This is a genomic window from Peribacillus sp. NPDC097675 (assembly GCF_050277655.1).
In the GTDB taxonomy this organism is placed as follows: Bacteria; Bacillota; Bacilli; order Bacillales; family DSM-1321; genus Peribacillus.
In genome coordinates, this window is record NZ_JBNNSK010000012.1 from 1 (window position 1) to 26130 (window position 26130).

The window sequence follows — 26130 nt, forward strand, 5'->3', positions numbered from 1 at the left end:
TACCGTGGACACCCTTGCATTAAGCTAACCACTACTACTGCCTTCATGGTTCGGGACTCACACCCTATAGATTGCACCCATGCCGGGCACACTAAAAAGACGAGGCGCCTCTTGGCAGCCTCGTTTTTGCGTTACCCTAGAATTCTTTGGTAGAGGACCTTTGCATGGACAATATCTTTGGTTCCATGGATCAACGCCCGTCCATCTTCGAAAACGACCATTCGTTCGCCATCCTTTTCACAAGAAAGAAGGAAGGGATTAACTTTGATCAGATAGCCACTCCCCTGTAAATCTTTAGCCAATTTCCCGAGTTGAAGTTTCAATGGCTTTGATGGTCTGACCTGTACAGTATCCCGACCACAGAGGACAGCAGTTTTGGTCCTGTTTTCAGGATTTAAGAAGGGATAGGTCCTCTGCTCGCCACAGGAAAGACAATCTTTCCTTTTTGCCTTCGTTAATTTAATCGTTTGATATTGGTTTCGCCACAAATCGAAAGTGACAAGAGTCGGCCGAACCGATTCCCAATCTTCGACCAATATTTTTAAAGCTTCGGCAGTTTGGTGAGCCACAACCATGGTTACGGCCGGTGAGATGATTCCACCCGTATCACAGGTCATCCCTTGTACTGGAATGGTCTTCATTAAACAGTTCATACAAGGCGTTTTGCCCGGAAGGATTGTCATCGTCATGCCTACACTGCCTACACAGGCTCCGTAAATCCAAGGTATCTGAAGCTTCTGTGATAAATCATTGATAATCATCCGAGTTTCGAAGTTATCTGTTGCATCTATTATTAAATCTACATCATCCAGTAATGGTTCAAGTGTTTGTGCAGAGGCATCCATGATGATTGCCTCTACTTCTACTTCATGATTAATAGCATGCAAATGCTGCTTTGCCGCTTCAGCCTTGGGTAGTTTATCCTCAACATCTTGTTCCGTGTAGAGCTGTTGACGTTGTAAATTACTGGACTCGACATAATCCCGGTCCACAATGGTGACCTTTCCTACACCTGCGCGAGTCAAGGCTTCTGCGTTAGCAGAACCAAGCGCCCCAGCACCTAGAAGCAAGATATGCTTCTGACGAATGTGGGCTTGCCCTCCAACACCAATCGGAGAAAACAAGGTTTGTCTTGAATATCTTTCATCCACTATGATTCCCCCTATCTAATTAGCCTCCACTAACAGGTGGTATAAAAGCGATGGTATCCCCATCTGCCACTAACTCTTCGTCGCCGGCAAACTCTTCATTGACCGCAGTCATTACCGTTTCAAGACCATCTAAATGGAACTCTGCCTTAATCTTTTCCTTTATCTGAGCCACGCTCAAACCATTTCCTTCTATAGATAAAGACTCTTTGCCTAATTCATCCTTTAATTGTGCAAACAAAAGTACATTAATCATCGAGATCCTCCTCATTTGGTTTTCCATTCGGATAAGAGACGGTTTCTAGTTGGTTGCCCACCCATGTCTCTCCGTCCTCCCAATGTTCCTTTTTCCAGATAGGGACAATTTCTTTTATTCTTTCTATTGCATATCGATTAGCCTCATATGCATCATTACGATGCGGTGTACTTACGGCGATGACCACTGCAATATCCGTAATTTCCAATTTACCTACACGGTGAGTAATTGCCGTTTCTGCGTCAGGCCATCTCTCCTTAATTTCAGATCCAATTTGTTCTAACTTCTTGACTGCCATCGGCTCATACGCTTCATAAATTAAGAATAGAGTCTTCTTGCCCTTCGTCATTTCTCTAACGGTACCAATGAAGGTCGTGACTGCACCTGCATCCCGCTTAACTACTTTATCCACTATTTCTTGAATGACGATCGGTTCCTTCGAGATTTCAAAATTCATGTTTACCTTCCTTTCTAACAAATTCAGTTTGATATCTATGTTTCGCTTCTACATAATCTTCCATGGTATTCATATTAAAAAAGAGAAGCCGAAAATGATCGGGGTCATTATGATATAGCGTAAAATCACTTTCCTTGATGATTTTCACCGTCAGCTTTTCTAGAAAAAGCTTCATTTTCAATTCTTTCTTCTCTAGACATTCCGTAAGCTTGGGTAAACAGTTTTTGTGATAAACCGCAAAAAGTGGTTGAAGTCGACCGTCGATTTCCGGAATGATGGCGTCAAGACCTGGCTCATGGTAGGACAGCATTTCATTAACTGCTTCGGCACTTACAAAAGGCATGTCACAGGCGCTAAGGACCTGCAAATCTGTTTTGGAAAAGGACATTCCAGCATGAAGGCCACTAAGGGGTCCTTGACCTTTATATATATCAGGAATGAAAGGGAGCTGAAGAAAGCGATATTCCTCGGGTGAATTCGTAACAACCAGAATGTTTTCCGTAACTTCCTTAAAGACGTTTGCCACTCTTTTGATGTTTACTTCCTCGCCAATTTTCAACAAGGCTTTATTCACACCCATGCGACTTGATTGGCCACCGGCTAAAAGCAAGATCGTACAATCCATCTGATATACCTCCCTATGTGTGGTTGAACTTTTTACCTATTGGAAACATTATAATGAAAGATCCATCTTTTTAAAAATTCAGTGGTACCTCAATAGTTTAAATCAACTTTTAAAATATTAACACTTTCACACCTTTATCAAAAGATTGAATATAGCATATTTCACTGACGAATCACATACTCAATAAGAATTTGCTCATAATTAGCGGGTTTTCAATGAATAAACCACTATTATTATCCACTTTTTGGTTGAGTAACCATAAAAATAACTAGTTGATTTTCATTCAGTTGACTACATGAGCCTTCCCATTTTAGGGCGCATATTTATGAACATGTTCTTAGTTTTACATAATATAAATTTTGGTATATTCTAAAAACAAGATATTACTTGGCACACTGTTAATATCCATATCAATCCATACTCCTGAGGAGGTCAAATAATGACCATGAATAGAGCTATGACTGTTGCTGGTTCAGATTCCAGCGGCGGTGCAGGCCTTCAAGCTGATTTAAAGACATTTCAAGAATTCGGGATTTACGGAATGTCCGCTTTAACGACAATCGTCACCATGGACCCTAAAAACGGTTGGTCTCATAATGTTTTCCCTACACCGGTCGAAATTTTAGAAGCGCAACTAGAAACAATTCTTTCTATCGGGATAGATGCCATGAAAACAGGGATGCTTGGATCGGTGGAAATCATTGAACTTGTTGCCCGTAAAATAGACGAATTGAAATTGGACAAAGTCGTCATCGATCCTGTTATGGTTTGTAAAGGGGAAGATGAAGTTCTACATCCAGAAACAGCTGTCGCACTTCGTGAGTTACTTGTTCCACGTGCAACAGTCGTTACTCCAAACCTTTTTGAAGCGGCGCAATTAGCCGGGACAGCCCCTATCAAAACCATCGAGGACATGAAGAAGGCTGCAGAAAAAATTCATGCACTTGGTGCTAAATATGTCTTGATCAAGGGTGGAAACAAGCTTAATCATGAAAAGGCAATCGATCTTCTATATGACGGAAAAGAGTTCGAGATCCTTGAATCTGAAAAAATTGAAACGACCAATACTCACGGAGCCGGTTGCTCATCTTCTGCTGCCATTACTGCTCAATTGGCTGAAGGCAAAAGTCCTCGTGAAGCCATTTATGTGGCTAAAGACTTCATTACAGAAGCTGTCCGCCATTCATGGAAAATGAATGATTATGTAGGTCCAGTCAATCATGGTGCCTACCATAAATATGGAACTGCCGGTAAATAAAAATAATAGGATATAGAGGGTTGCTCAAAATACTCGAGCGGCCCTCTTCGCTTTTTTTGATTATCTTTAGTAAAATAGGAAGATAGAAAATGCTTAAAGTTGCCGAGTAAAGGAGGAATTGTCGAATGAAGCCTATAAACCGTACAGAGGTGCAAAAAGCCATTGATTCATTTGCAGGACAAGATGTATATCTTCACCTCGAAACGACGAACGGAGCCTATGCCACCCATGTGGATGAAGCTTTTTTTTCAGCAGGCGCTTATATTCGTAATGCTCATATTCAATATGAGCACGGAAAGATTGTGGGAGACGGACCCTTTCGCGTCGGCTTAAAACTCAAAATTGGCTGGGTGTACGCTGAAGGCGTAAACCACTTCGAAATCGATGATCAAGGGAGATTGTTGTTAGCAGGACTTGATTTCACAGGAAAACTTGCCGTTTCCTTGCAAATCAGCCCCACGCCCTTCGAATAATCAAATAGACGTCACACAGATACTTTAGTTATCCCCCTGCGTAAGCATGTCTTTAGCGGGCCTATGTTTAATGTAAGTAAAACGAAAGGAGACAAGGAACATGGAGAAAGAACAGCATATTTTAGTGATTTTCCCTCACCCCGATGATGAAGCCTTTTCGGTTTCCGGGATACTTGCCCTACAAAGTGAAGCTGGCACACCAATTACCTACCTTTGCTTGACTCTTGGGGAAATGGGCAGAAATTTAGGAAATCCTCCTTTCGCAACAAGAGAGTCCCTTCCTAAAATTCGCAAAAGAGAATTAATGGACGCAGCGAACGCCATCGGCATCCAGGATTTGCGCATGCTTGGTTTACGAGATAAAACCATTGAATTCGAGGATGATGAAAAATTAACCGCTATATTCACAGAAGCAATTAATGAACTAAACCCTTCATTGGTCATTACTTTTTATCCGGGTTACAGCGTTCACCCCGACCATGAAGCAACAGCACGAGCAGTCGTTCGCGCTGTAGAAAGAATGGAGAAGAAAGATCGTCCTAAACTCCATTGTGTCGCCTTTTCCAACAACTGCATTGATGAATTGGGAGAACCTGATATCATCCATGACATCACCGCAGCTGAAGATCAAAAGGTTGCGGCTATAACAGCACACCGGTCGCAAACACAGGCAATGGTTGTCGATTGGAAAGAAAAGTTTGAAAACCAAGACGCTGAGTTTCTCGATTGGATTCGGAAAGAGCGATTATGGACCTATAAATTTTAAAAAACCGCCAAATGGCGGTTTTTTTATTTCCACTCATAAAAAAAACGCCTGTTTATAACAGGCGGAGAAAAAGGGGGATTACTTTAAGAAAAGTAAATCATATTTTCAGCTTACCCCTTTTTCATCGTTTTAAACAAAAAATCAAGAGATTAATTGGTCATCCGCATTCTTCTCAGATGCCCTTAATGAAGCTTTTTTACCATGAACTATATAGTAAATACCTATTAACACGAATGACAGAACAGCCATACAGACGAATAACCCTTTGAATCCGGTATAAGGAACAAGAAAACCTAGCATAAACGGCCCTAAACCAATACCGAAATCATAAAAGGTAAAGAATGTGGAGGTTGCCAATCCCATACGATTTGATGGAGATTCCTTGATGGATATAGCCTGTGCGCTTGACTGAAACGTGCCATATCCTACACCGATGAATGCACCTGCAATCAAGAGCGTCAAGGCATGTTGCGATTGACTGAGTATCACCATACCGATTGCAAATAGCAAAATAGATGGATAAATAACAGCATTTTCACCTTTTACATCAAACATGCGCCCTGTAAATGGACGGGTTACCAATAAGAATATAGCAAACACTACAAAGAAAAAGCTTGCGGCATCCAGTAGGTTTATTTCTTTTGCAAAAGATGTTAAATAGGATAGGATGCTCGAATAAGCAAAACCTGCGAACCCGACAAGTATGGAAATTGGCAATGCGCGTTTTTCGAAATAGTCTTTGATATGGAAGCCCTTTGGTCGAGGTGCTTGATCTTTTGTTGCTTCTGGTACAAATAAAAACAAAGAAGCCACTAAAGAAAAGGCAGCAAACAGGGACGCGGCATAGAAAATAAAGGAGTAGTTAAAATGCTGCGTAATAAACAACCCGATAAACGGACCGAACGCCATGGCCAGGTTCGTACTCATCGCAAAGTACCCTGTACCTTCTCCCCGCCTTTCATTCGGTATGATATCAGCCGCAATCGTTCCGGTGGCGGTCGTAGCAAGGCCAAATGAAATCCCATGAATCAACCGATCAATAAATAGAAGGGATAAACTATCCACTTGCGTATAGAAAACAGAGGCTAGTAGAAATAAGACCAACGATCCCAGAAGCATTTTTCTCCGGCCTAATTGGTCAATCTTTTTTCCGGCGATTGGGCGTACAAGTACAGCTCCCAAGACAAATATACTCGAGGCGAGTCCAGCTTGAGCTTGAGAAGAATGGAAATTATCCATCGTATAAAGGGTCAATGTGACCATTAAGACATAAAAAGTTAAAAAGAGAAAAAAGTTTGCAGAAGAAACAATAATGAAGTCTTTCGTCCACAATTTTGGTTTTTGATTCATTTCAATCCTTCTTCCTTACGATTGTTGTAACTTTTCCTTTAAGAATTTCAAGGTCCGTAGCATTGCTATCCGGTCCTCTTCAGGCAAACCATCCATAAGATTAAGTTCGAATTCCTCAACTGCCTTTCTAGCTTTCAGGTATGTCTTTTCACCTAAATCAGTTAACTGAATTCTCCGTTCCCGTTTATCTTTCCCTGGTATTTGTTCTATTAATTTTCGTTCTTCTAGCCGATTCACCGTCCGTGTTACTGTCGGTTTTTCGACATCCAGATAATTGCTGATTTCGACCATAGTAGAACTACCATATTGTTTCAAATAATAAATAATCATCCATTGAGAATGAAAAAGATCGACTTTGGCTAATTGCTCATTCAACTTCTTTGTAAACGTCCTTGAGAACTGCAGATTATGGTGAAAAAATAAACCATTGCGTAAAAACAAAGGGATTCCTCCTGAAAATTAGTTACCTAGGTAACTATACTACTGTATAACCAAAATGTCCAGTCCAGAAAGTACTTACACATAAATGGCTCATACATTTACCATTCCAAAAAGCATAAAAAAAATGCCCTTTTCAGGACATCATTCATTGCAAATTTGCTAAAGGCATACGATAAAGTTTATCATCTCCAGCGGCTGCCTTTCCACGGCCATCTGTATTATTGCTGATGAAATAAAGAAAATCCCCATCTACCAACACATCTCTTATCCGTCCGTAATCTGTTACCAAATCCGTCATTTTCCCAGACTGGATATCATAACTTTTAAGCGCTTCTCCTCTTAAGGAGGCTACAAAAAGCTTTCCATCAAAATACGCAATTCCAGAAGGCGCCCACGTATCATTTCCGGAATGAATCAACGGAACTTCCATATTGGATTTTGTCATATTTCCCTCAATCTCCGGCCAGCCATAATTTTTTCCTGGAAGAATTTCATTTAATTCATCATGTGCTGATTCACCATGTTCACTTTCGTAAAGTTGCCCCATATTATCCCATGCAAGGCCTTGTGGATTGCGATGTCCGTATGAATAGATATAGGAATGATCAAGGGGATTATCTTCCGGGATGGTACCGTCAAGATTCATGCGCAGGACCTTCCCACCCAACGACTTAATATCTTGAGCAATCATTGCTGCCCGTGCATCCCCAGTAGTGGCATATAATGTGCCATCTGGACCAATCTTTATACGTCCACCATGATGATAGTCGCCGCTCGGAATCTTATCGATTAGGGTTTTCTTTTCTATCCATAAATCAGATTCCTGCTGTAGCAAGATGATTCGATTCAGTGATTGTCCTCCCTCTTCATAGGTGTAATATGCATAAGCTCGATGACTCTTTGAAAAATCTGGTGGGAGCACAAAACCGAGTAATCCCGCTTCTGCCTTTGAGGATAACGTTTTTTCTAGCTTAACCTTATGTCTCACCATTTCATTGTTTTTCCATTGGACAATGGTGCCTGAACGTTCTGAAACATACAGGGTCTCTCCGACTTTCTGAATGGACCAAGGAGCATCTAAATTTGTTAACACTACCTCCGGCCCTTCGCTCGTGGTTTCTCTAGAGTCTTTCTCCGAATCTGGCTGTGCTTTGTCGTTTTCGTCCGACACCGTACAACCAGTCAATGCCATCATAATCACAATGAGCAATGGACCCCATCTTTTCAAAGAGCTTTCCTCCGATCGATTTCTAAAATTAGTCGACTGAATGGTCAAGAACCTTTAGAATGGCCTTGGCGACGCCATGTTCCTCATTTGTCTCCGTCACTTCATGACAAAGTTTTTGAATATCTACTGGAGCATTTCCCATAGCGACAGATAACCCCACCCGTTCAAACATCGATACATCGTTATAATTATCTCCAATGGCCATCGTCTCCTGCATGGAACCTCCCTTATCGTTCACATATTTTTCAAGCACAATTCCCTTTTGAGCCTGTTCGCTCGTCACTTCCACATTTTCACGGCCTGAAGAAGTGACAGCAACCTCTTCATCCTTGTTTAACCGGGAAGCAACTTGGTCCAAATTATTCAAATCAGTGGAGAAACTAAGGATTTTATACAGTTCCAAATCAGCTTGTTCAAGTATTTCTGTATAATCAGGAATGGATTTCACATGTCCTAACCGCAAGCGGTCCTCTGCATACTTTCTGATATGCAACGGGTCAATATCATGGTTTGCCGTGACCATCACATCTACAAGAGCATCAATTGCCTTCTCATAATTTTTAGAATAAACACCTTGGCTCGTATAAATTTCAAAATAAATTCCTTGTTCTTCAAGAAATTCAGCTGCAATCTTTACAGAGGCTGGTCGCATTGGATGGGAAGCTGCCACCTTGCCTTCTTCTGTGAAAAGGGCTGCTCCATTCACGCAGATGATTGGACAATCGATGCCTACTTTGTCTAAAGCATATCGTGCTTCCTCAAATGATCTGCCTGTAGCGATGATGACTTCTATGCCCTCTTTTTGAGCCTGCTGGATTGCTGCCTTATTTTCTTCACTCACCATTTGCATTTTATTAAGTAATGTTCCGTCCATATCAATGGCAATCGTTTTAATCAAGCTAACCGCTCCTTTTTTTCTTGTATATACCTTATTTTACCTGAATGGGAATGGATAAACATCTTTGCACGTTTTGGCTCCAAATGATGGTCCCAAATCATCTATGTAGGAATCTGCCCCCACTTTCAATGGGGCGCAGATACATCTTTTTAATGTAAGATCGTAGGGTTATCTACTGCCTGTGCCCGCTCGACAATCTGTTCCTGGATATCTTTCGTCATGTCGTCTACCGCCGTAAAGTCCATGGCTTTTACATAGATTTCTTCCAGTTCGTCATGCTGCTCTTTCGCTTTCGCCAGACATGCTGTCGCTTCATTCATTTTCTCCCGATACCTAGATGAGACATCCTTAATTTGCTCGGCATATATTTCATCGGTTCCCGAAATGATGGCCGTTTTATAGATATCGATTATTTCATCTCCTTCAAGGCTTGGGAAGTATTCATGGGGAGCCGTGCTATCAAAAATGGCGATTCCCACTTCACGTACAATTACCATATCCAAACTATCCGGATCGAAACCACAGTGATACATTTCCACATCAAAGCCCCGTTGCTCAGCAGACTTGGCAATTTTCTTCAGCATCGTCGATTTACCAGATCCCGGCCGCCCTTTTAGAAAGTAACGTTTTTGCACATCTTTTGTAATATTCGGAATATAGTCGACGGCACCCTCTGGTGTGGCTGCTCCTAAAAACCTATGACGTACATCCGCTTTTTTATTCAAGTAAATATCTCGATAAAATCCTTGAATCAATTTATTGGTCAATCCGTTTAATTTAGCAAAATCAATGTTCGCCTTATAAATCTCTTCCCATTCATCATGTATCTCCAACGCTTTAGCGAAGTGTGCATAAGCCGTCTCAAAGCTCCTGCTTCGGGCATTGGTCAACTTGATGATGTTCGTCCTTTCAGCCACCAACTGCTGAGAATACCAAGCAGCTCCCAGGTTAACGTATTCTTCTACCGCTCCTGGCGCTTTAGGTTCAATTACATGTGGTGCTGTCCCATCGACAAGACCCACTTTCAAAGCGGGTATGATAACCCCATCGATAGAATCTTTATCGGAGGAACAATGTAAAAACTCGATGTCATAGTCTCGATCCAACCATTCCTGGCCAATTTTCTTCATAATCGTTGATTTGCCTGATCCAGGTCCACCTTTTAAAATAAATAGTTTCTCCAAACCCGCTAGGTTTGAATCATATAAGCTATAAAAACCCTTGGCCGTATTGCCCCCAGCGAAATAATGCAACACTCTTCCTACCACTTTCACACTCTCCTTTACATACAGATGTACCTTCATGACAGCGTATGCTTTTTAGCGTGGGTAGGTGAATGCCTAAGGATTTCGGATGTTTCCTATATCTTCATTTTTTTATAAGGTCTATGGCTTCAGCCTCTGCCCCCAGTAAGAAATCAGTTGGCTTCAGGATGATTTGTGTTCCGATTTTTCCTCCGCTCACGATGATTTCGGGCAGGTTTAATGCGGTTTTATCAATAAAGGTCGGGTACTGCTTTTTCATGCCTATCGGTGAACAGCCCCCACGGATATATCCAGTGTATTTTTGCAAATCCTTGACGGCAAGCATTTCGATTTTTTTCACGCCAGCTGCTTTGGCTGCTTTTTTCAAATCCAATTCAGCAGTTACAGGGATGACAAACACATAAAGCTGTTGTGGCCCATTATGAGTAACAAGCGTTTTAAAAACCATTTCCGGTGCTTTTTCCACCTTATTAGCGACCGAGATTCCGTCAATATTCCCATCATTCACGTCATAGCTCATCATCTCATACATTATTTTCTTTTTGTCTAGTATACGCATGGCATTGGTTTTACTGGTACCCATCTTGAAAGTCTCCTTACTTTTTCTAATATCTTACCATTTTTGGATATAAGCCAAAAGAACGCACAGCATATAAGCTGTGCGTTCTCTATTTATTCTAAATGACGACGTTGAAAATCGGCAATTCGCTTATAATCGCCTTCTAATAGCTGGCTGACGGAAAGGTAAATCGGTATCAACTCTTGATATACCTCCACATTCTCCTTTATCGGCAGGAGTTCATTCGTGTTTCCAATCATATCCTCGACCGCATCCAGACTTTCGATTTCACCTAATGCATACAGCCCTAGAATAGCTGCACCTAGACTCGAGCTTTCAAAGCTTTCAGGAATCGTAACTTTCTGATTAAATATATCAGCCATGATTTGACGCCAAAGCTTGGAACGGACAAATCCTCCGCTCGCATGGATTTTTTCCGGGACTCCAGTCAGCTCTCCTACAGCAAGAAGTACACTGTACAGATTATACATCACGCCTTCAAGTACAGACCGGACCATATGATCGCGGGTGTGGTGCAGAGCCAGTCCGAAGAAGGATCCTCTTGCATCAGCACTCCATAACGGTGCCCGTTCCCCAGCCATATAGGGATGAAAAATCAGCCCATCTGACCCTGGTGCTATATTCGTGGCCATTTCAGTCAATATTTCATAAGGGTCCTGACCTAATTCTTTTGCTCTCGCAATTTCTTCCCGTCCAAATTGATCCCGAGCCCAACGGAAGGTAATTCCACCATTATTGACCGGTCCACCAATCACCCAATGCTTATCAGTAAGAGCATAACAAAATGTTCTGCCTTTCGGATCAGTAAGCGGACGATCACTGACAGTACGGACTGCCCCACTTGTGCCGATTGTTACCGCAAAAACGCCCGGCCTAATTGCATTTTGCCCTAAATTAGCAAGCACCCCATCACTGGCACCAATGATCATCGGCGTATTGGCTGAAATATTCATATTGGCAGCCAACCCTTCGCTCAGGTTTGAAAGGATATGAGTTGTCGGCACAAGCCTTGGAAGTTTTTCCGGACCAATTCCGGCAATCACCATAGCCTCTTCATCCCACGTCATGCCTTTCAAGTTAAACATGCCCGTCGCCGATGCAATCGAATAATCCATCACATATTCATTGAAAAATTTATAGAGGATATATTCTTTAATCCCTAAAAACTTTTCCGCTTTGTTAAATATTCCAGGATGTTCATTTCTAAGCCAAATGATTTTCGAGATGGGTGACATCGGATGAATCGGCGTTCCCGTCCGATGGTATAATCTCTCGCCTTTTTCCGTCGCCTTGAGTTTCTCGGCATAGGCCGCACTTCGATTATCTGCCCAAGTAATGCTGTTGGTTAGCGGGTTGCCCTCTTTATCCATAGCAATCAGGCTGTGCATGGCCGCGCTAAATGAAATAAAGCCCAATTCTTCTTTTTCTATCCCACTCGCAATCATGACCTCACCGACTGCAAGCAGTACCGCCTTATAGATTTCTTCAGGATCTTGTTCTGCAACGGATGGGGTGGGGCTATACAAAGGATAGCCTTTAGAACATGATTGAACTACCTTGCCGCTTTTCGTAAAAAGAACAACCTTCGTACTTGTCGTCCCTATATCGATTCCCATCATATAACTAGAATGTTCCATGCTATAACATCTGCTCCTTTCTCTTAAACGATTGTATTCAATAGTAAGATTAGGATAAGGCAACGGCTAAAATCTCTCGCCTTTTTCAATTCATACATTTATCAGTACACTAGGTAGAAGGTGTATCCAGATTGTTACGTTCTTCTTTATTAAACCTCTTGTTATAGACCAATGTAAAGAAACCAACACTGTAGACTAAGCAGATGAATGTACTAAGTCATGAATCCATAAACTATTTCTGTAGCTTAGCCTAATTCATGTATCTTTAAAATAAGACTGACTATTAAAAAGGGAGAAACCCGGCTCATTGAGCAGGTATCTCCCTATAGATTTTCACATTCACACGTCTTTTGAACCGAGCAAGTACCTTTTCTGGTTAGGGGGTTTCTTGCTGTCCGAATTCCTTCTCACGTTTTCCAAAGGACGTTACACATAGTCAAGAAGGGAGATAGGGGCGAAGATGTAAATCATGCTGGTTTTCTTGCATTTATTTTTATTCCTTATCCTTTCTTTTTCCACCGCGAAATACGTTCGCACTTCGGGCATATTCAACATCCTTTACACCAAGGCGGAAGTTAATCACACGTGCTACCGCAAAGAAATAATCCGATAGACGATTTATATATTGTAGGGATAACGGAGATACTGCTGCACCAGACTTAATCAAGGAGACCACCAACCGCTCCGCCCTTCGGGTCACCGTACGGGCAATATGAATCGTTGCCGCCGCTTTCGAACCTCCTGGCAATATGAATTTTTCCAATTCAGGGGCCTCTGTAATAAAGGTATCTATTCGCTCTTCTAAATAAGTGATTGCCTCATCTGTCAGCTTTTGAGGGGCCTTATCGGAAACTGTTGCCAGATCACCGCCACAATCAAAGAGCTCGTGCTGGATTTTCTCTAGATCAGCTAAAACATCAGCGAAGATTGTCGGATCCAATTCAGATACGGCAAGCCCAATGTAGCTATTCACTTCATCCACTGTCCCGTATGATTCTACGCGGATATCATCCTTATCCAATCGACCCCCGATTACACTTGTTTGCCCCTTATCGCCTGTGCGTGTATAAATTTTCATCTTTATTCCTCCTCTATTTGATTTGTTGGCTGATCCCATACCAGATGACATCCACGCGCATAGAAATGGAGGCCACGTCCTGAAACACCCATCCACATGCATCACGCCATTGACGATCCTTCGTTTCCATCGGAACGATTCCTTTGGTTATATCCGAACCGATGACGATGCACGTGCGACCATCTTCTTCCTTCTCCCATATTCGCCAATCCTCCATGATTCCCTTCCACTTCTTTCGGATTGACCCCGCGTCCATTTTGTTCACGTCCTGTCCGATCCATGCATCCAACCCTTGTAGCACTACGATATCTCCTTGGAAATCTCCTATATCCAGTTGATCGTTTTGATAACCTGATAGCCAAAGACAATCATTATTCAAACCATAGAATCGCTTTGCCCATTTTGTTTTCCCATTATAGGCACCGCCTGTAATAAAGTGCACCGCTCACCCCTCCTCAAGCTTTCCCGATTATCCCAAATCAGCTCATATCCCATCGCATGGGGTATCGACCAATCCCAAAAGGGTTTTTCCATAGGCGCATAACAGGAAAGCAGCTCACGTATCACTCCCGCGTGAGTCATCAACGCATAAGAATGCCCATCCTCCGAAGCGGTCAACTGAATCCAACCATCTTGAACCCGTCTTGAAAATTCCGGATAGCTTTCCCCTTTGGGCACCTCTGCCACCATGGGATTCTCCAACCATTTTTGATACTCGGCATTCGTCTTCAACTCATCATATGTGCGGCCTTCCCAACTGCCGAAATTCATTTCACGGAAAGAAGGGTTTTTCACAATAAAAATATTCGGGAACAACTGCCTTAGCGTCTCTGTGCACCGACCTAGGTCACTTGTATGAATTCTTTCATACGTTGGGTAGAGGTGCTTCAACTCTTGGATATCCTTTTTTCCTTTCATGCTTAAGGGTGAATCCGTCCATCCTAAATAGGCCTTTCGCTCATTGGCTTCGGTCAGCCCATGGCGAAGTAATGTAATAGCCACAGAATCAACCATAACCAGATCTCAACTCCTTCAACCGATGCACCCAGCACATCGCCCGTTATTCCACCGAACCAACGAAGGATTTTCCGCCTTACATAAAAGAGAAAGAGTAATGCTGCAAACCCCATAATAGCGAATAAAGCGATAAGTTTGAAATCGATGAAATAAGCGACTACAAAGCTTAAAAGCAGGTATAGCCAATAGATATGCAAGCTATTCTTCCTAACTGCACTTTGGAAGAATGCACCTAGCCCCTCTTTTTTAGCCAGCTGCATCCGGCTAAGTAAATAGCCCATCACGCATTTACTTAAAAAGGGGATCATGATGATCAAACAATAAGTCCATTGATTGATTTGTTCAATGATTTCATAGATTAATATAAATCGGGCAGCCAACAGGACGATGACGGAAATGACACCGAATGCTCCTGTCCTGGAATCCTTCATGATCTCCAGACGTCGCTCTTTATCTTGGTACGAAAAGAAGGCATCACTTGCGTCAATCCAGCCATCCAGGTGCAAACCGCCAGTTAAGGCAATCGTTAATACCCATAGCATGAACGCAATGGCAAGGGAGGAAAATGGTGTCCATTCCACAAGCCCATATAGCACTCCCCCTAAAATCAAACCTAGAAATATTCCGACTAAAGGAAACGTTTGAATTGCCCGGTGAATATATTTCTTATCCATCGGGAGTTGTTTTTTTATGGGGAATACCGTAAAAAATTGTAGGTTAATTAAAAAACCGATCCAGGTATTCATTCCGAGATACCCTCTTTCTTTCTTATAGGAATGCTTGATTCCACAAGATAAGCCTCGTCAGCCTTGTCTACGATCGATTGATGAAGCTGACCGAGCATTTTTCCGTATATATGCAGGAATTCATTTTGAAAAATAGGCTCCTGTACCACTTCATTGCTGACGATGATCAAGCATTGAGCTTTACTCCTGATTTCATCGATTCCATTAATTATTTTCGCGAATATTTCATATAAGAAGTCCTCATCAAGAGGAACACCCGGAAGGAATAATTCGTTATCCAACAACGTTGTGAGGCAATCGAGCAGCACGATTGACTTTGAATTCAGAGCCTGCCCGATCCGTGTTATATCTGTCGGATATTCCGATGTCGTCCAAGCAAGTGGACTACTCTCCCGATCCTTTCGATGCCGGTCAATACGCTTCTCCATTTCGGCATCGGTACTACGGCTACATGCAAGGTAATGCAAGGTCCCTCCCGATTGAATCGCAAGGTCCACCGCCTTTTTTTCCGCAAAGCTGCTTTTGCCGCTGCGAACGCCTCCCGTTATAAAATAGAGCCACGATTTCTCCACTGTTTTACCCCCTCCATCAGTGCCTCATTATCCTGTTGGCTCTTCACGGCAAACCGGAGCCACCTACCATCCAAACCTGGAAAATTAACGGTGTGGCGTGGCACAATCCCCTTTTTCAATAAAAAAGGGAAAAGGGACATGGATTCGTCTTGGACCAAGTAAAAATTCACCGTGCTATCGGACACCACCATATCCAATTCTTTATAAATGCGAAATAAACTCTTTTTTTGCTCTTGAATGTATACTCTTGTTCTATTTACATATTCGTCCTCAACCAGACAGAGCTTTCCGACTTCCATGGCTATATGATTGACGCTCCACTGTGGCTTAAAGGCCTTAGCCCTAGTAATGATGCCTGGGTCAGCCAGCAGGTAACCCAGTCTCAAGCCGGGTATGGAAAAAATTTTCGTCATCGATCGTAAAATCAGCAAATGAGGGAATTTCTTAATAAGGGGTGCATAGGAAAAGGCTGTATCCGTAAAATCATAAAAGGCCTCATCCACCACAACTAAACATTCAGCTTTTTGACATGCTTGGATTAATTCCAAAACTGCCTCCTTTTTGTAGGAAATCCCCGTGGGATTATTGGGCGTACATAAAAAGATTGCTGCATATTCAGGCAAAAGAGGACCTAATCGCTCTAAATCAAGTTCCCAACTAGGGGCTTCAAGTTGAAAAAAGTCTACCTTGCAGCCCGCTGCCAAACAGGATTCTGCATATTCGGCAAAAGCTGGCTGAATGATCAAAACACGTTCATTCGCCAATTCATTCGCCACAAGCGTTATGATTTCGGCTCCTCCATTCCCCACTAGCACGCATGCTTCAGGAAGTGCTTCCTTTTTGGCAATCAAATGCGTCAGTTCCAAAGCATGTGGATCGGGGTATTCCAAAATCCCTTCAAAAAACCCTGGCCATCTCTCTTTTATACTAGAAGGCGGACCCAAAGGGTTGATGTTGGCACTGAAGTCGAGAAACGATTGTGGCATATCGATACCCAATGCTTCGTATAGATAGTGCGGATTAGATCCATGAGTTGGTAATTGCATATATAAGTCCTCCTAACCAAAGCATCAGCAAGAATAAAAAGGAAGCCCGATGCATGATGGTAATCGTTTTTTGTATATGAATCGCTTCTAGCGGAACAATTGAAACGCCCATCCTGGCACGGTTGGACACCACACCTTTGTATACATTTCTCCCTCCCAATTGGACTCCCAAGAGAGCCGCAACCCCTACTTCGCACCATCCGCTGTTCGGACTAGGATGTTTTTTTGCATCCTGGAATAAGATTGTCCAACGTCTTCTCCAGCCATGATGCCCTGATATCGAACCGAGCAACATTAAGAACCCGGTCAATCGGCTCGGAATCCAGTTCACGATATCATCAAGCTTGGCGGAGGCCCAACCAAAATCACCATATTTATCATTTTTGTACCCGACAATGGAATCGCATGTATTGATTGCCCTATACATCATGGCGAGCGGTGCACCGCCGATGGCAGCCCAAAACAGGGGAGCCGTGATACCATCACTCGTGTTCTCAGCCACCGTTTCAACGGTACCCCGGACGATTTCCGCCTCATCTAGATCAGCCGTGTCACGACCGACAATATAAGAAAGCTTCACCCGTGCTTGGGCCATATCTTGCGTATGTAGTGGTTCATAAACATCCATTCCGGCCTGTTTTAAACTTTTCTGGGCAATTGTCGTAGATATCACGAGCGCTTCCCAGACGATCCCGGCAAAAGGATGAACCCTATAAGCCAGATAGACTGTCATGGATGTCACTACCAACACGATCAGTAAGACGATCAGTAGCATGAACAGTCCTTTTCGCTTTTTACTTCTTCCGCTATTGAAAGCTCCATCAAGCTTATTAATCAGCGATCCTATCCATTTAACCGGATGCGGCCAATTAGGAGGATCCCCTATTAACAAATCAAGGAAAAATGCCAATGTAATTGCATAAAGATGGTAGTAAATCATAGGTCCTCAATCCGTTTCCGACTATTCTCAATTGCCTCTACCGTACAATCATACACACCACGGCTAATCAATTTGCCAAGCGGTGTGATGGTCCCTGCATATTGAAGGGCTGTTCCTCTTTGTGTAGCCGCAATCAAGATACTGTCCGTTGATGTTCCTGTCGCCCATGTTTTTGTCACCTGGTCAAGAACGTGTAAATCGTGAAGCGCTTTTACTTTTGCTTCAGTTGCCGTCACAATGCTGTGAATGAACGCTTCTTCCGCCAGGTGGCCATTCACAAAGACCCAGGTATTGATCGTACCAGGAGACGATGTCCATGAATGCTTATCTGCTAAAGAAGCGTCGATGGCATTCCCCACACCAGCCGTCACCATGACGAATATTGAAAAATCTCCATCCCGTAAAAGTCGGTATGCCACTGTATCAAGAAAAACGGCTGTCATCATTCCGACGGTTTCCTGCGGTTCGAAGCCGTATGTCTTTAAATAATCAGCCATTTCGGCAAGATGGTCTTCGCAGTTATAATCGTAATGGACATGACGATTCACGAAATGTTGATGCCATCCCGTTCCAGAACCAGTTACACCCGATGACATGGTCCTAAGTGGTATGGGCGAACTCAAATGAAGGAACTCTGAATTCTGCTTCAGGTGAGTTTCATTGATTTCCAAGGGAGCGAACTCCCCAGCATGCTTCTCAGGTACAATGAACATTTGCGGCTTTGGCAAGGCTGGGTGTGGATGCTTTTCAATTTTCGTCCGGTAAATCTGCTGAATCCTTTCCTGTTGAAGTACTTCATTCGGAACATCTATCACCTGAACATGACCTTTTTCAAGCAACATCAACCGATCGCAATATAGGCCTGCCAAGTTTAAATCATGAAAAATTGAAATGACGGTTAATTGTTGCTCCTTAGCCATTTTCCTCATTAAATCGAGAAGCTCTTTTTGATAGGAAAGGTCCAGATGATTCGTCGGTTCATCCAGAAAAAGGATTTCTGGTTCCTGCGCAAGGGCCTGAGCCAATAAAACCCGCTGCCTTTCTCCGCCTGATAGCCGTTCAAATTGCATTTCCTGAAAATCCGTCACTCCTGTTTGCCTCATCACGCGTTGAACAATTTTTTCGTCTTCGTCAGTCCAACTATGAAACCAACCTCTTTGATGGGCATATCGCCCAAGAGAAACGGTCTCTTTTACCGTATAGGAAAAAGCTAATGAGGAATGCTGCGGCAGGACAGCTATGACCTGTGCCAAATGTTTGGCCGAATATTCCTGTAGGTCTTTCCCCTTGATTCCGATGGTACCCGCCTTATACTCCAGGATACCGCTAAGCATGCCTAATAACGTCGTTTTTCCGCTTCCGTTCGGTCCCAAAATGCCGAAAAGCTCTCCCTTTTGCACATTAAACGAGACAGAGTCCAATACAGCTTTATTGTCATATCCCCCTGTTAACCCTTTCACTTCAAGCATGCTTTTTACCCTTCTCTCCGTCTCTTTAATAAAATAAACGCGAATGCCGGCGCACCAATCAATGAGGTAATTACACCTATCGGCAATTCTGTAGGTGCAATAATCGTTCGCGCCACCAGGTCAGCCAATATCAGAAAGCCGCTTCCCACAATCAGTGATAAAGGCAGAAGGTGCTTATGGTCAGGTCCCCAAATCCTGCGGACCAAATGAGGGATGACCAACCCTACAAAGCCAATCGTCCCTGAAACGGCGACGGCCGCACCAGTCAGTATCGAACCCGCTACCAGAATCAGCATTTTTCTCCGTTGAACATTCACGCCTAAGTGCCTCGCGCGCTCTTCCCCGAACGTCATGGCATTCAGTTCGTGGGTGTTCATCATCAAAATCAGTGAACCGACGATGAAAAATGGCAGAATAATCGCAATATAATTCCAGCCGCGCATAGAGACGCTCCCCATCAGCCAGCTAATGATTTGCCTTAATTCCTCTCCCGTCAATGCAATCATCAATGAAATGAAGGCACTTAGAAACGAGCTGAAAATGATACCTGTTAAAATAATCGTTTCCACCTTCATGGATCGATCCATTTTTCTGGCGAAGATCAGTACGCAAAAAATCGTCATCAAAGAAAATAGAACGCTTAATGTAGGCAATGTATATAGGCCAAAAAACGGCAATGAGATATTTAAAAACAATGTTAACACGGCACCAAGCGAGGCGCCTGAAGAGATTCCCAATGTGTAAGGATCAGCCAAAGGATTCCGAAGCAGCCCTTGAAATGCTGCCCCTGCAATTGCAAGAGAGGCACCAACCAAACCTGCTAGCAACACCCTCGGCAAACGGATGTTCATCACGATATTCGTCAAGGTCTCATCCGGTTCTCCGGCAATGGGTAAATGAAGAACTTCCTTGCCTATGATTTGTAAGAGCACCGGTACCGGAACTGATACCGAGCCTATAGAGATACCAATCACCATCGAGATAATCAAGAATGATAGAGTAAATAAATAGGCCATTGCCCGTTTAGTTGTCAAAAACGTTCGGATAGACTGCTTTGGCAAGTTCCTCTACTCCCTCTATAAGCCTTGGACCGGATCGAGTAACAAGGTCCGAATGGACATCGAAGACTGCTCCATTCTTAACTGCCTTGATGTTATCCCATCCATTTCGTCCCGTGACTTCTTTGACTGGGTTACCTGTGTAATAACCATAGGTTGTAATGATGACATCTGGATTGGCCGCAATCAATGACTCTTCATCAAGTTTGACCCATCCGTCCAATCCACCCGATACATTATCCGCTGAAATGATGCCCAACATTTCGTCCATGAAAGTATTTTTTCCCGTCGTATAAATTTCTGGTGACGGCGAAACTTCCACTAACACGCTTTTTCTTTCCTCATCCTTAATGGTCTTAGCTTTTTCTTGGATCGTTTCAACCTTTTTCTCCATCGTCGTAACGATTTCCTTTGCTTTATCAAGTTCCCCTGTTGCCTCCCCAATCATCATTAAAGACGCATACACATCTTTAAAACTTTGAGCATCGTTGACGGTAAGTACTGGAATTCCAGCATCCTTAAGCTGCTGGATGCCTTCTCTTGAATTATGAACACTCTCGTGGGCAAGAACAATATCCGGCTTTAAGGATACAATCATCTCAGTGTCTATTTCCATTCCACCAATTTTTTGGATGTCTTTTGTTTCTTCCGGGTAATTATCATTCTCGGAAACTCCGATAACTTTCTTTCCTAAACCTAGAGCGAAGACCGCCTCGGTATTACTCGGTATTAATGAGATGATTCTTTCCGGCTTTTGCTCGATGGTGACCTTTTCATCAACTGCATCTCGTATTGTAAGCGGGAAGCTTTGATTTTCACCTTGTGTCGACTGCTTTTCTTCTATTCCTTCCTTGGATATATCGCTACAGCCAATCAGCATACTGATTGTCAACCCTAGCACAAAAACGAGACTACACATCTTCCTCATTACAAAACCCCCATCTTTCTTGCGTTTATTTATTTTCTTTTAAAATAGCTCATTCTTAACCTTCTACAATGGGTTGTATGTACTGTCCCAGGCATACAAAAAAACATCCCCCATTAAAACGGAAGATGCTTGTATGGCACAAATACGGACGCATAGCTCTGCCACACACCTCCCTATCCGCGTAGGTAACCGGTGTACGAATTTTGGCAGGTCTCCTGGCTCATGGTCATTGTTAACGGCGCCTTCCCATACATTCATACAGTGGCATTCGTCCGTTTACTCCCATTTACAGTGGCGCGACCGCGTTGGTATTTCACCAACTTCCCTTTCAAGTCTTTTCAGACACCAAATCGTTCATATGTATATAATTTCACTGCCTTTCATTATACACTATTTCGGAAAACGTATTATATGATATTTCTGATTACTCTCAAACTACCTTTCATTAGATTCCAATCATTTTCGAAAACAAAAAGAAGGCAACCAATCGGTTTGGCTACCTTCTTTCTCGATTAAAAGTTATTAAAACGGCATGTACTTTGATCACGTAAAAGACCTAGATCTTTCGGCACCATTGTTTCAATCAAAAAGTCGTCTTCTTCCTCGTAAATGATTTTCTTCATCTCAATTCCGAAGTACTCTTTCATCCGGGCTTCCGTCATCACTTCACGGACCTCTCCATATACCACTCGTTTTTCCTTGGCAGTCATCAAAACATGGTCTGCCAAGTAGAATGCGTGGTTCGGATAATGGGTGTTTATAATACAAGAAATGTTCTTCTCTTGCGATAACCGCTTTAGGGTCTGTAAAATGACGATTTGCTTCTGAATATCAAGATGCGACTCCGGCTCATCGAGAATCAATACATCCGGATCAGACACCAGCGTCCGAGCAATCAAGGCCAGTTGCAATTCCCCACCACTGACAGAGTTACAGGACTTTTTGGCAAGATGGGCAATGCCAACCATTTCAAGAGCGGCGATGGCCGCCTCCCGATCTTTTGCAGAAGGCTGGGACAGCGTACTGATATAGGGTGCCCTCCCCATAATAACCAATTCCTCAAGAGTGAATCCGAAAACCATCTTATGCGCCTGTGGAACATACCCGATTCGTTTCCAGATTGTTTTGCGTGATAGCGCAGTAAGTGGTTTACCGTCAATCAACGTTTGACCTTTTTTCCATTCCAGGAGGCCGGTGATGCATTTTAACATCGTAGTCTTTCCTGCACCGTTCGGACCAAGGATCGCCATGATCTCTCCATCATTCAACGAAAAGTCAATGTCGGTCTGGTAAAGGAAAGGAGCTTTCTCTCTTTTTTTTGCATAGAAAAAATTTCCTCCCCGCACCTCGATTTTCATGACCACCCACCTCCTGTCTTTCTAAGTAGAATTGCAAAGAATGGTGCGCCGATAATGGCTGTCAATATCGATAGTGGGATTTCCGTAGCCGTTACAGAACGAGCCAGGTTATCTATCAGTAGTAAATAAGCGCCACCAATCGATAGGGATACCGGGAGGACAAGCTGGTTGTTGTTCCCGACAAGCATCCTTGCCACATGGGGGATAATCAAACCTACCCAGCCGATGATACCGGCTATCGCTACAGAAGAAGCGGTAATTAGCGTCGCACCAAGAATGACTGTCCACTTCAATCTAGTGACCGGGATACCTAGCGATTTTGCCTCATCCTCAGGCAAGGTCAGTAGATTGATTCTCCAGCGTAGTGAATACAAGATCAAGATGCCAACAAGGATAATTGGCCCGCCCACATATAGATCCTTGTATGTGGCCGTTCCAAGGCTTCCCATTAACCAGTATGTAATGGCTGGCAGCTTCTCCTCAGGGTCGGCGACGAATTTAATCAACGAAATCAACGCTTGGAAAAGGGCGGAGGTGACGACCCCAGCCAATACAAGCATGAAGACCGGTGAATCTTTTTTGCCGCTGATTATGAACGTGAAAACGATGGCCGCTAGACCACAGCCAAGTGCCAAAACTTGTGAGGCAAAGCCATGTCCCATCAATAAGATTCCAAGCGATGCACCGAACCCAGCACCCGCAGACACACCTAAGATATCTGGACTGACCAGCGGGTTACCAAACATCCCTTGGAAGGATGCGCCTGCAATGGATAAACCGGCACCGATTAATAGGGCCAGTAAAATTCGCGGCAGACGAATTTGAAGGACCACTGTTTCTTCCATCTGTGTCCATGTTGGTTCAATTGGAAACACGGTTGAAAACAATATTTTAATTTGAGTCCCTAAATCCATTCCATAACGACCTATGCTCAATGACAGGAGAACCATCGCAACGGGCAAGATCCAGAAGAGGATCGTTTTCCATTTTTTCATTTTCATTCCCTACTTTACTGTTTTGCGGCTTCAGAAGATGGGTGAAGAATGTTCTCTACTTGTTCTTCCGTTACATCATAATCGTAGAACTCCGAGTAATAATCTGTGATTTCATCTTTCATATCATAATCGAATAACTCGGGATGATTTTTCTGAGCCATCCATTTTAACATAAGAGGAGCATCGCCACTTGGTGGGAACCATCTATAAATACCCAGTGGGATTTTATATACATTTCCTTCTTGTACAGCCCTCACCTGACTCCAGTCCTGTCCGTTTACCTTATTCTTTGTTAGATCTTCAGGCTGTGTTGTCGTGAAATTCGTAATGTAAATGATATCAGGATTCCATTTGTAGATTTGTTCCATATTCACTTCTTTTGTTCCTGTAACCTCTTCTGCGGCAATATCGTAAGCTCCTGTGGCATTTAACCATTGGTTACTAAAGAAATTCTTACCTCCGACCATGATGCTTTTATCACTGTGCTGATAGAGGATCAATGCTCTAGGCTTGTCTTTTTTCTTAATGCCCTCTAATTTCTTATTCAATTCCGCTTGAACGGCTTTGCCTTTTTTCAAGAACTTGTCCGTTCTCTCAGTAGTTCCGGTGATTTCACCCGTCAGCTCCAACCAACTATTAAAGGTAGCCAATGGTTCCGCAGCCGCTGCCTCAATTGGATTGAGTGCCACTACAGAAACGCCAGCATCTTCTAATTTGTTAATGGTTTTTTGGTCCTGTGCTTTTTCAAAGTAAAGTTGCGGATTGACTTTCATCAGTTCTTCCACGTTCACTTCGCCATTTTTGATGAATGATGTATCTGCCTTTAAAATATCCGGTGACATGTCAGCAAGAATCGAGTTTTCTGCGGCATTATATGCATTAGGATGTAAACCGACAACTTCCTTCGTCGAATTTGTCGCTACATACCAAGTTGAGAAGTAGGGAAGGATGCCACCGACCGCAATACGTTCCACTTTACCTGGCACCGTTACATCACGACCAAGTTGATCTTGAATGACTTTTTCCTCTGCTGTCGTCTGTTTGTCTGAAGTATTGCCTTTCGTATTATCCTCAGAGTTTCCACAGCCTGTAATTAAAGCGACCATCGCAGTGGTTGCCGCTATCATCGTCCATCTCTTCTTCATAAAACTTCCTCCTTATCCTTCTCTAAGCCACTTTGCCATCCCATGTAGGAATGGTTTTGATTGGTCGATGAATCCAAGTCCAATGTGGAATATTGGATCAAGGGTGGTAATGATCAATTCTCCTTTATAAGACACATCATCGGTGTAGATGATCGAGCGACCGTCAGGCGTATTCACAAGTGATTTTGCCCCTTCCGGAACTTTGAACGTCCCATGGTAATGCCACTTCATATCTGATAGGGATACATGCTGATATAAAGGATGATCTGTATTTTCAGCTAGTAAAGGTAAATCTCCATGCTCCTTCACCCACCAACTGAAATTCACTTCTGATTCCTCCCAGTCCACTCCCGGAAGCCAGTTATCCAGCACTTCCCCGAAAACGACTAGACGTTTTCCTTCTTGAAGGAACTTCACGAAATAGGAGTGATACCGTTTTAAAAGCATTAGGGACATCCGATCATTAACAATTAGCGTGTCATATTGACTTAAATCATATGTATGGAGCTGACGAATTTGAAGCACATCATCATACATATACGCAAACTCGTCCATTTGAAAGAAACGATGATGGAAACTATAACCGTTATCTAAGATTGCCACTTTCATTGCTTTGTTTCCCCCTTGTTTGCTTCATACTCTTCGCGTATCCAAGTCAGAATTTGTTGACGTAGCACACGCGAACTATTTTCTTCGATTCCAAAACGGTACAAATCCGTTCCTGCACCCGCTACAATCGTGCCGCCAGTCGTTTTTCGGTCAATATAAATGATTGCTTTTCCTTCTTGGTCTTCTACGATTATTTCCGAATGATCTGGAGCCTCGAGATACCCTCTTGAGAAAAAGCCACGGACCCCTTTTTTATAATTCAAATCATAAGGGTCTATTCCTGCGAACATAGGATGTACAGGCTCAGTCAAGCGGATTTCACGGTCCTTCAAAGAAATCGGAGAACGCATCCAATTTCCGCAACCGGGTAACCAAGGAAGGAAATTTTCGGTTTGTGAAAGAATGACGCCGCCAGCATTCAAATAATTTTCGATGATTTCTTTATGCTCAAGCAAAAAGGCCTCTTCCACGAAATTAGTCACGATGACCCCAGCATATGCGGAGAAATCAGCAAATGGAATATCATACAATTGCAAAAAAACCAAGCCATTTTCTCGATCGATGTCTTTAAGTCTTGTAAATTGAATATCCGTACTTATATAGGCTATAGGTTTCATAATCAACCATCTTTCTTATATTGATATAATATTATTCCGATTGAAAATATTGTAAAATGCTGTTTTTACGGTATAAATATATATTTTTTATTACTTTGAAATAGAATCTATTTTTTTATCAGTATAAATGATAATGATTATCATCGTCAATAAAAACTTTTATCCAATAG

General features: G+C 42.9%; 29 protein-coding genes and 1 riboswitch. Of the genes, 3 read left to right on the forward strand and 26 right to left on the reverse strand.

Features of this window, described 5'->3' with window-relative positions:
* Window positions 1-131: 131 nt before the first annotated feature.
* The 4 genes from ACQKL5_RS17125 to mobA are packed head-to-tail and all read right to left on the reverse strand — an operon-like array spanning window position 132 to window position 2486.
* Window positions 132-1151, reverse strand: a complete 1020-nt coding sequence (locus tag ACQKL5_RS17125; RefSeq protein WP_427610107.1) for a MoeB/ThiF family adenylyltransferase — start codon at window positions 1149-1151, stop codon at window positions 132-134.
* A gap of 19 nt (window positions 1152-1170) precedes the next feature.
* Window positions 1171-1404 (reverse strand): molybdopterin converting factor subunit 1, encoded by a 234-nt coding sequence (gene moaD, locus ACQKL5_RS17130; RefSeq protein ID WP_427610108.1) that lies wholly within the window; start codon window positions 1402-1404, stop codon window positions 1171-1173.
* Window positions 1397-1861: a molybdenum cofactor biosynthesis protein MoaE gene (locus tag ACQKL5_RS17135; RefSeq protein ID WP_427610109.1), complete on the reverse strand. Its 465-nt coding sequence runs from the start codon at window positions 1859-1861 to the stop codon at window positions 1397-1399. The genes moaD and ACQKL5_RS17135 overlap by 8 nt, the downstream gene beginning before the upstream one ends.
* A complete protein-coding gene (gene mobA / locus ACQKL5_RS17140; protein WP_427610110.1) occupies window positions 1851-2486 on the reverse strand; it encodes a molybdenum cofactor guanylyltransferase in 636 nt (211 codons plus the stop codon). The genes ACQKL5_RS17135 and mobA overlap by 11 nt, the downstream gene beginning before the upstream one ends.
* A gap of 439 nt (window positions 2487-2925) precedes the next feature.
* Between mobA and pdxK the strand changes: the two genes are divergently transcribed.
* The 3 genes from pdxK (at window position 2926) to bshB2 (ending at window position 4983) form a co-directional block, all read left to right on the forward strand.
* On the forward strand, window positions 2926-3744 hold the full coding sequence (gene pdxK / locus ACQKL5_RS17145; RefSeq protein ID WP_427610111.1) for a pyridoxine/pyridoxal/pyridoxamine kinase: 819 nt from the start codon (window positions 2926-2928) through the stop codon (window positions 3742-3744).
* Window positions 3745-3869: 125 nt separating this feature from the next.
* Complete coding sequence (locus tag ACQKL5_RS17150) at window positions 3870-4217, forward strand: YojF family protein (protein ID WP_402962039.1); 348 nt, start codon at window positions 3870-3872, stop codon at window positions 4215-4217.
* Window positions 4218-4317: 100 nt separating this feature from the next.
* Window positions 4318-4983 (forward strand): bacillithiol biosynthesis deacetylase BshB2, encoded by a 666-nt coding sequence (gene bshB2 / locus ACQKL5_RS17155; protein WP_427610112.1) that lies wholly within the window; start codon window positions 4318-4320, stop codon window positions 4981-4983.
* 141 nt (window positions 4984-5124) lie between these two features.
* Here bshB2 and ACQKL5_RS17160 read toward each other — a convergent pair whose 3' ends face one another.
* From ACQKL5_RS17160 to ACQKL5_RS17265, 22 genes are all read right to left on the reverse strand, one after another.
* Window positions 5125-6333 (reverse strand): MFS transporter, encoded by a 1209-nt coding sequence (locus ACQKL5_RS17160; protein ID WP_427610113.1) that lies wholly within the window; start codon window positions 6331-6333, stop codon window positions 5125-5127.
* Between the two features lie 15 nt (window positions 6334-6348).
* Complete coding sequence (locus ACQKL5_RS17165; RefSeq protein WP_427610114.1) at window positions 6349-6774, reverse strand: MarR family winged helix-turn-helix transcriptional regulator; 426 nt, start codon at window positions 6772-6774, stop codon at window positions 6349-6351.
* A gap of 145 nt (window positions 6775-6919) precedes the next feature.
* Entirely contained in the window at window positions 6920-8002 is a 1083-nt protein-coding gene (locus tag ACQKL5_RS17170; protein WP_427610115.1) for a PQQ-dependent sugar dehydrogenase, read from the reverse strand.
* Between the two features lie 28 nt (window positions 8003-8030).
* Complete coding sequence (locus ACQKL5_RS17175) at window positions 8031-8900, reverse strand: HAD family hydrolase (protein ID WP_427610116.1); 870 nt, start codon at window positions 8898-8900, stop codon at window positions 8031-8033.
* 149 nt (window positions 8901-9049) lie between these two features.
* Entirely contained in the window at window positions 9050-10168 is a 1119-nt protein-coding gene (locus tag ACQKL5_RS17180) for a PRK06851 family protein (protein WP_427610117.1), read from the reverse strand.
* Window positions 10169-10268: 100 nt separating this feature from the next.
* Window positions 10269-10748 (reverse strand): Cys-tRNA(Pro) deacylase, encoded by a 480-nt coding sequence (gene ybaK, locus ACQKL5_RS17185; RefSeq protein ID WP_427610118.1) that lies wholly within the window; start codon window positions 10746-10748, stop codon window positions 10269-10271.
* An 89-nt stretch (window positions 10749-10837) separates the two neighbouring features.
* Window positions 10838-12382 (reverse strand): gluconokinase, encoded by a 1545-nt coding sequence (gntK, locus tag ACQKL5_RS17190; protein ID WP_427610119.1) that lies wholly within the window; start codon window positions 12380-12382, stop codon window positions 10838-10840.
* 493 nt (window positions 12383-12875) lie between these two features.
* The gene (locus ACQKL5_RS17195) at window positions 12876-13460 is read right to left on the reverse strand and encodes a cob(I)yrinic acid a,c-diamide adenosyltransferase (protein WP_427610120.1); all 585 of its coding nucleotides are present in this window, start codon (window positions 13458-13460) and stop codon (window positions 12876-12878) included.
* 13 nt (window positions 13461-13473) lie between these two features.
* The gene (locus ACQKL5_RS17200; protein ID WP_427610121.1) at window positions 13474-13902 is read right to left on the reverse strand and encodes a bifunctional adenosylcobinamide kinase/adenosylcobinamide-phosphate guanylyltransferase; all 429 of its coding nucleotides are present in this window, start codon (window positions 13900-13902) and stop codon (window positions 13474-13476) included.
* Window positions 13836-14474 (reverse strand): histidine phosphatase family protein, encoded by a 639-nt coding sequence (locus ACQKL5_RS17205; RefSeq protein ID WP_427610122.1) that lies wholly within the window; start codon window positions 14472-14474, stop codon window positions 13836-13838. Before ACQKL5_RS17205 ends, ACQKL5_RS17200 begins: the two co-directional genes overlap by 67 nt.
* Entirely contained in the window at window positions 14432-15223 is a 792-nt protein-coding gene (gene cobS, locus ACQKL5_RS17210; protein ID WP_427610123.1) for an adenosylcobinamide-GDP ribazoletransferase, read from the reverse strand. The genes ACQKL5_RS17205 and cobS overlap by 43 nt, the downstream gene beginning before the upstream one ends.
* Window positions 15220-15795 carry a bifunctional adenosylcobinamide kinase/adenosylcobinamide-phosphate guanylyltransferase gene (locus tag ACQKL5_RS17215; protein ID WP_427610124.1) on the reverse strand — a complete coding sequence of 192 codons (576 nt, stop codon included), beginning with the start codon at window positions 15793-15795 and terminating at the stop codon, window positions 15220-15222. The genes cobS and ACQKL5_RS17215 overlap by 4 nt, the downstream gene beginning before the upstream one ends.
* Window positions 15768-16841 carry a threonine-phosphate decarboxylase CobD gene (cobD, locus tag ACQKL5_RS17220; protein ID WP_427610125.1) on the reverse strand — a complete coding sequence of 358 codons (1074 nt, stop codon included), beginning with the start codon at window positions 16839-16841 and terminating at the stop codon, window positions 15768-15770. Before cobD ends, ACQKL5_RS17215 begins: the two co-directional genes overlap by 28 nt.
* Window positions 16816-17781 (reverse strand): adenosylcobinamide-phosphate synthase CbiB, encoded by a 966-nt coding sequence (gene cbiB / locus ACQKL5_RS17225; protein ID WP_427610126.1) that lies wholly within the window; start codon window positions 17779-17781, stop codon window positions 16816-16818. The genes cobD and cbiB overlap by 26 nt, the downstream gene beginning before the upstream one ends.
* Window positions 17778-19250: a heme ABC transporter ATP-binding protein gene (locus ACQKL5_RS17230; protein ID WP_427610127.1), complete on the reverse strand. Its 1473-nt coding sequence runs from the start codon at window positions 19248-19250 to the stop codon at window positions 17778-17780. Before ACQKL5_RS17230 ends, cbiB begins: the two co-directional genes overlap by 4 nt.
* 5 nt (window positions 19251-19255) lie before the next feature.
* On the reverse strand, window positions 19256-20266 hold the full coding sequence (locus ACQKL5_RS17235) for a FecCD family ABC transporter permease (protein ID WP_427610234.1): 1011 nt from the start codon (window positions 20264-20266) through the stop codon (window positions 19256-19258).
* Window positions 20267-20273: 7 nt separating this feature from the next.
* Window positions 20274-21236, reverse strand: a complete 963-nt coding sequence (locus tag ACQKL5_RS17240; RefSeq protein ID WP_427610128.1) for an ABC transporter substrate-binding protein — start codon at window positions 21234-21236, stop codon at window positions 20274-20276.
* Window positions 21237-21424: 188 nt separating this feature from the next.
* Window positions 21425-21601, reverse strand: a riboswitch (cobalamin riboswitch).
* A gap of 147 nt (window positions 21602-21748) precedes the next feature.
* Window positions 21749-22594 carry an ABC transporter ATP-binding protein gene (locus ACQKL5_RS17245; RefSeq protein WP_427610129.1) on the reverse strand — a complete coding sequence of 282 codons (846 nt, stop codon included), beginning with the start codon at window positions 22592-22594 and terminating at the stop codon, window positions 21749-21751.
* Entirely contained in the window at window positions 22591-23589 is a 999-nt protein-coding gene (locus tag ACQKL5_RS17250; protein WP_427610130.1) for a FecCD family ABC transporter permease, read from the reverse strand. The genes ACQKL5_RS17245 and ACQKL5_RS17250 overlap by 4 nt, the downstream gene beginning before the upstream one ends.
* A gap of 14 nt (window positions 23590-23603) precedes the next feature.
* On the reverse strand, window positions 23604-24734 hold the full coding sequence (locus tag ACQKL5_RS17255) for an ABC transporter substrate-binding protein (protein ID WP_427610131.1): 1131 nt from the start codon (window positions 24732-24734) through the stop codon (window positions 23604-23606).
* A 12-nt stretch (window positions 24735-24746) separates the two neighbouring features.
* Window positions 24747-25343, reverse strand: coding sequence for a hypothetical protein (locus tag ACQKL5_RS17260; RefSeq protein ID WP_427610132.1), 597 nt, complete (start codon window positions 25341-25343; stop codon window positions 24747-24749).
* The gene (locus ACQKL5_RS17265) at window positions 25340-25960 is read right to left on the reverse strand and encodes a hypothetical protein (RefSeq protein WP_427610133.1); all 621 of its coding nucleotides are present in this window, start codon (window positions 25958-25960) and stop codon (window positions 25340-25342) included. The genes ACQKL5_RS17260 and ACQKL5_RS17265 overlap by 4 nt, the downstream gene beginning before the upstream one ends.
* Window positions 25961-26130 lie beyond the last annotated feature (170 nt).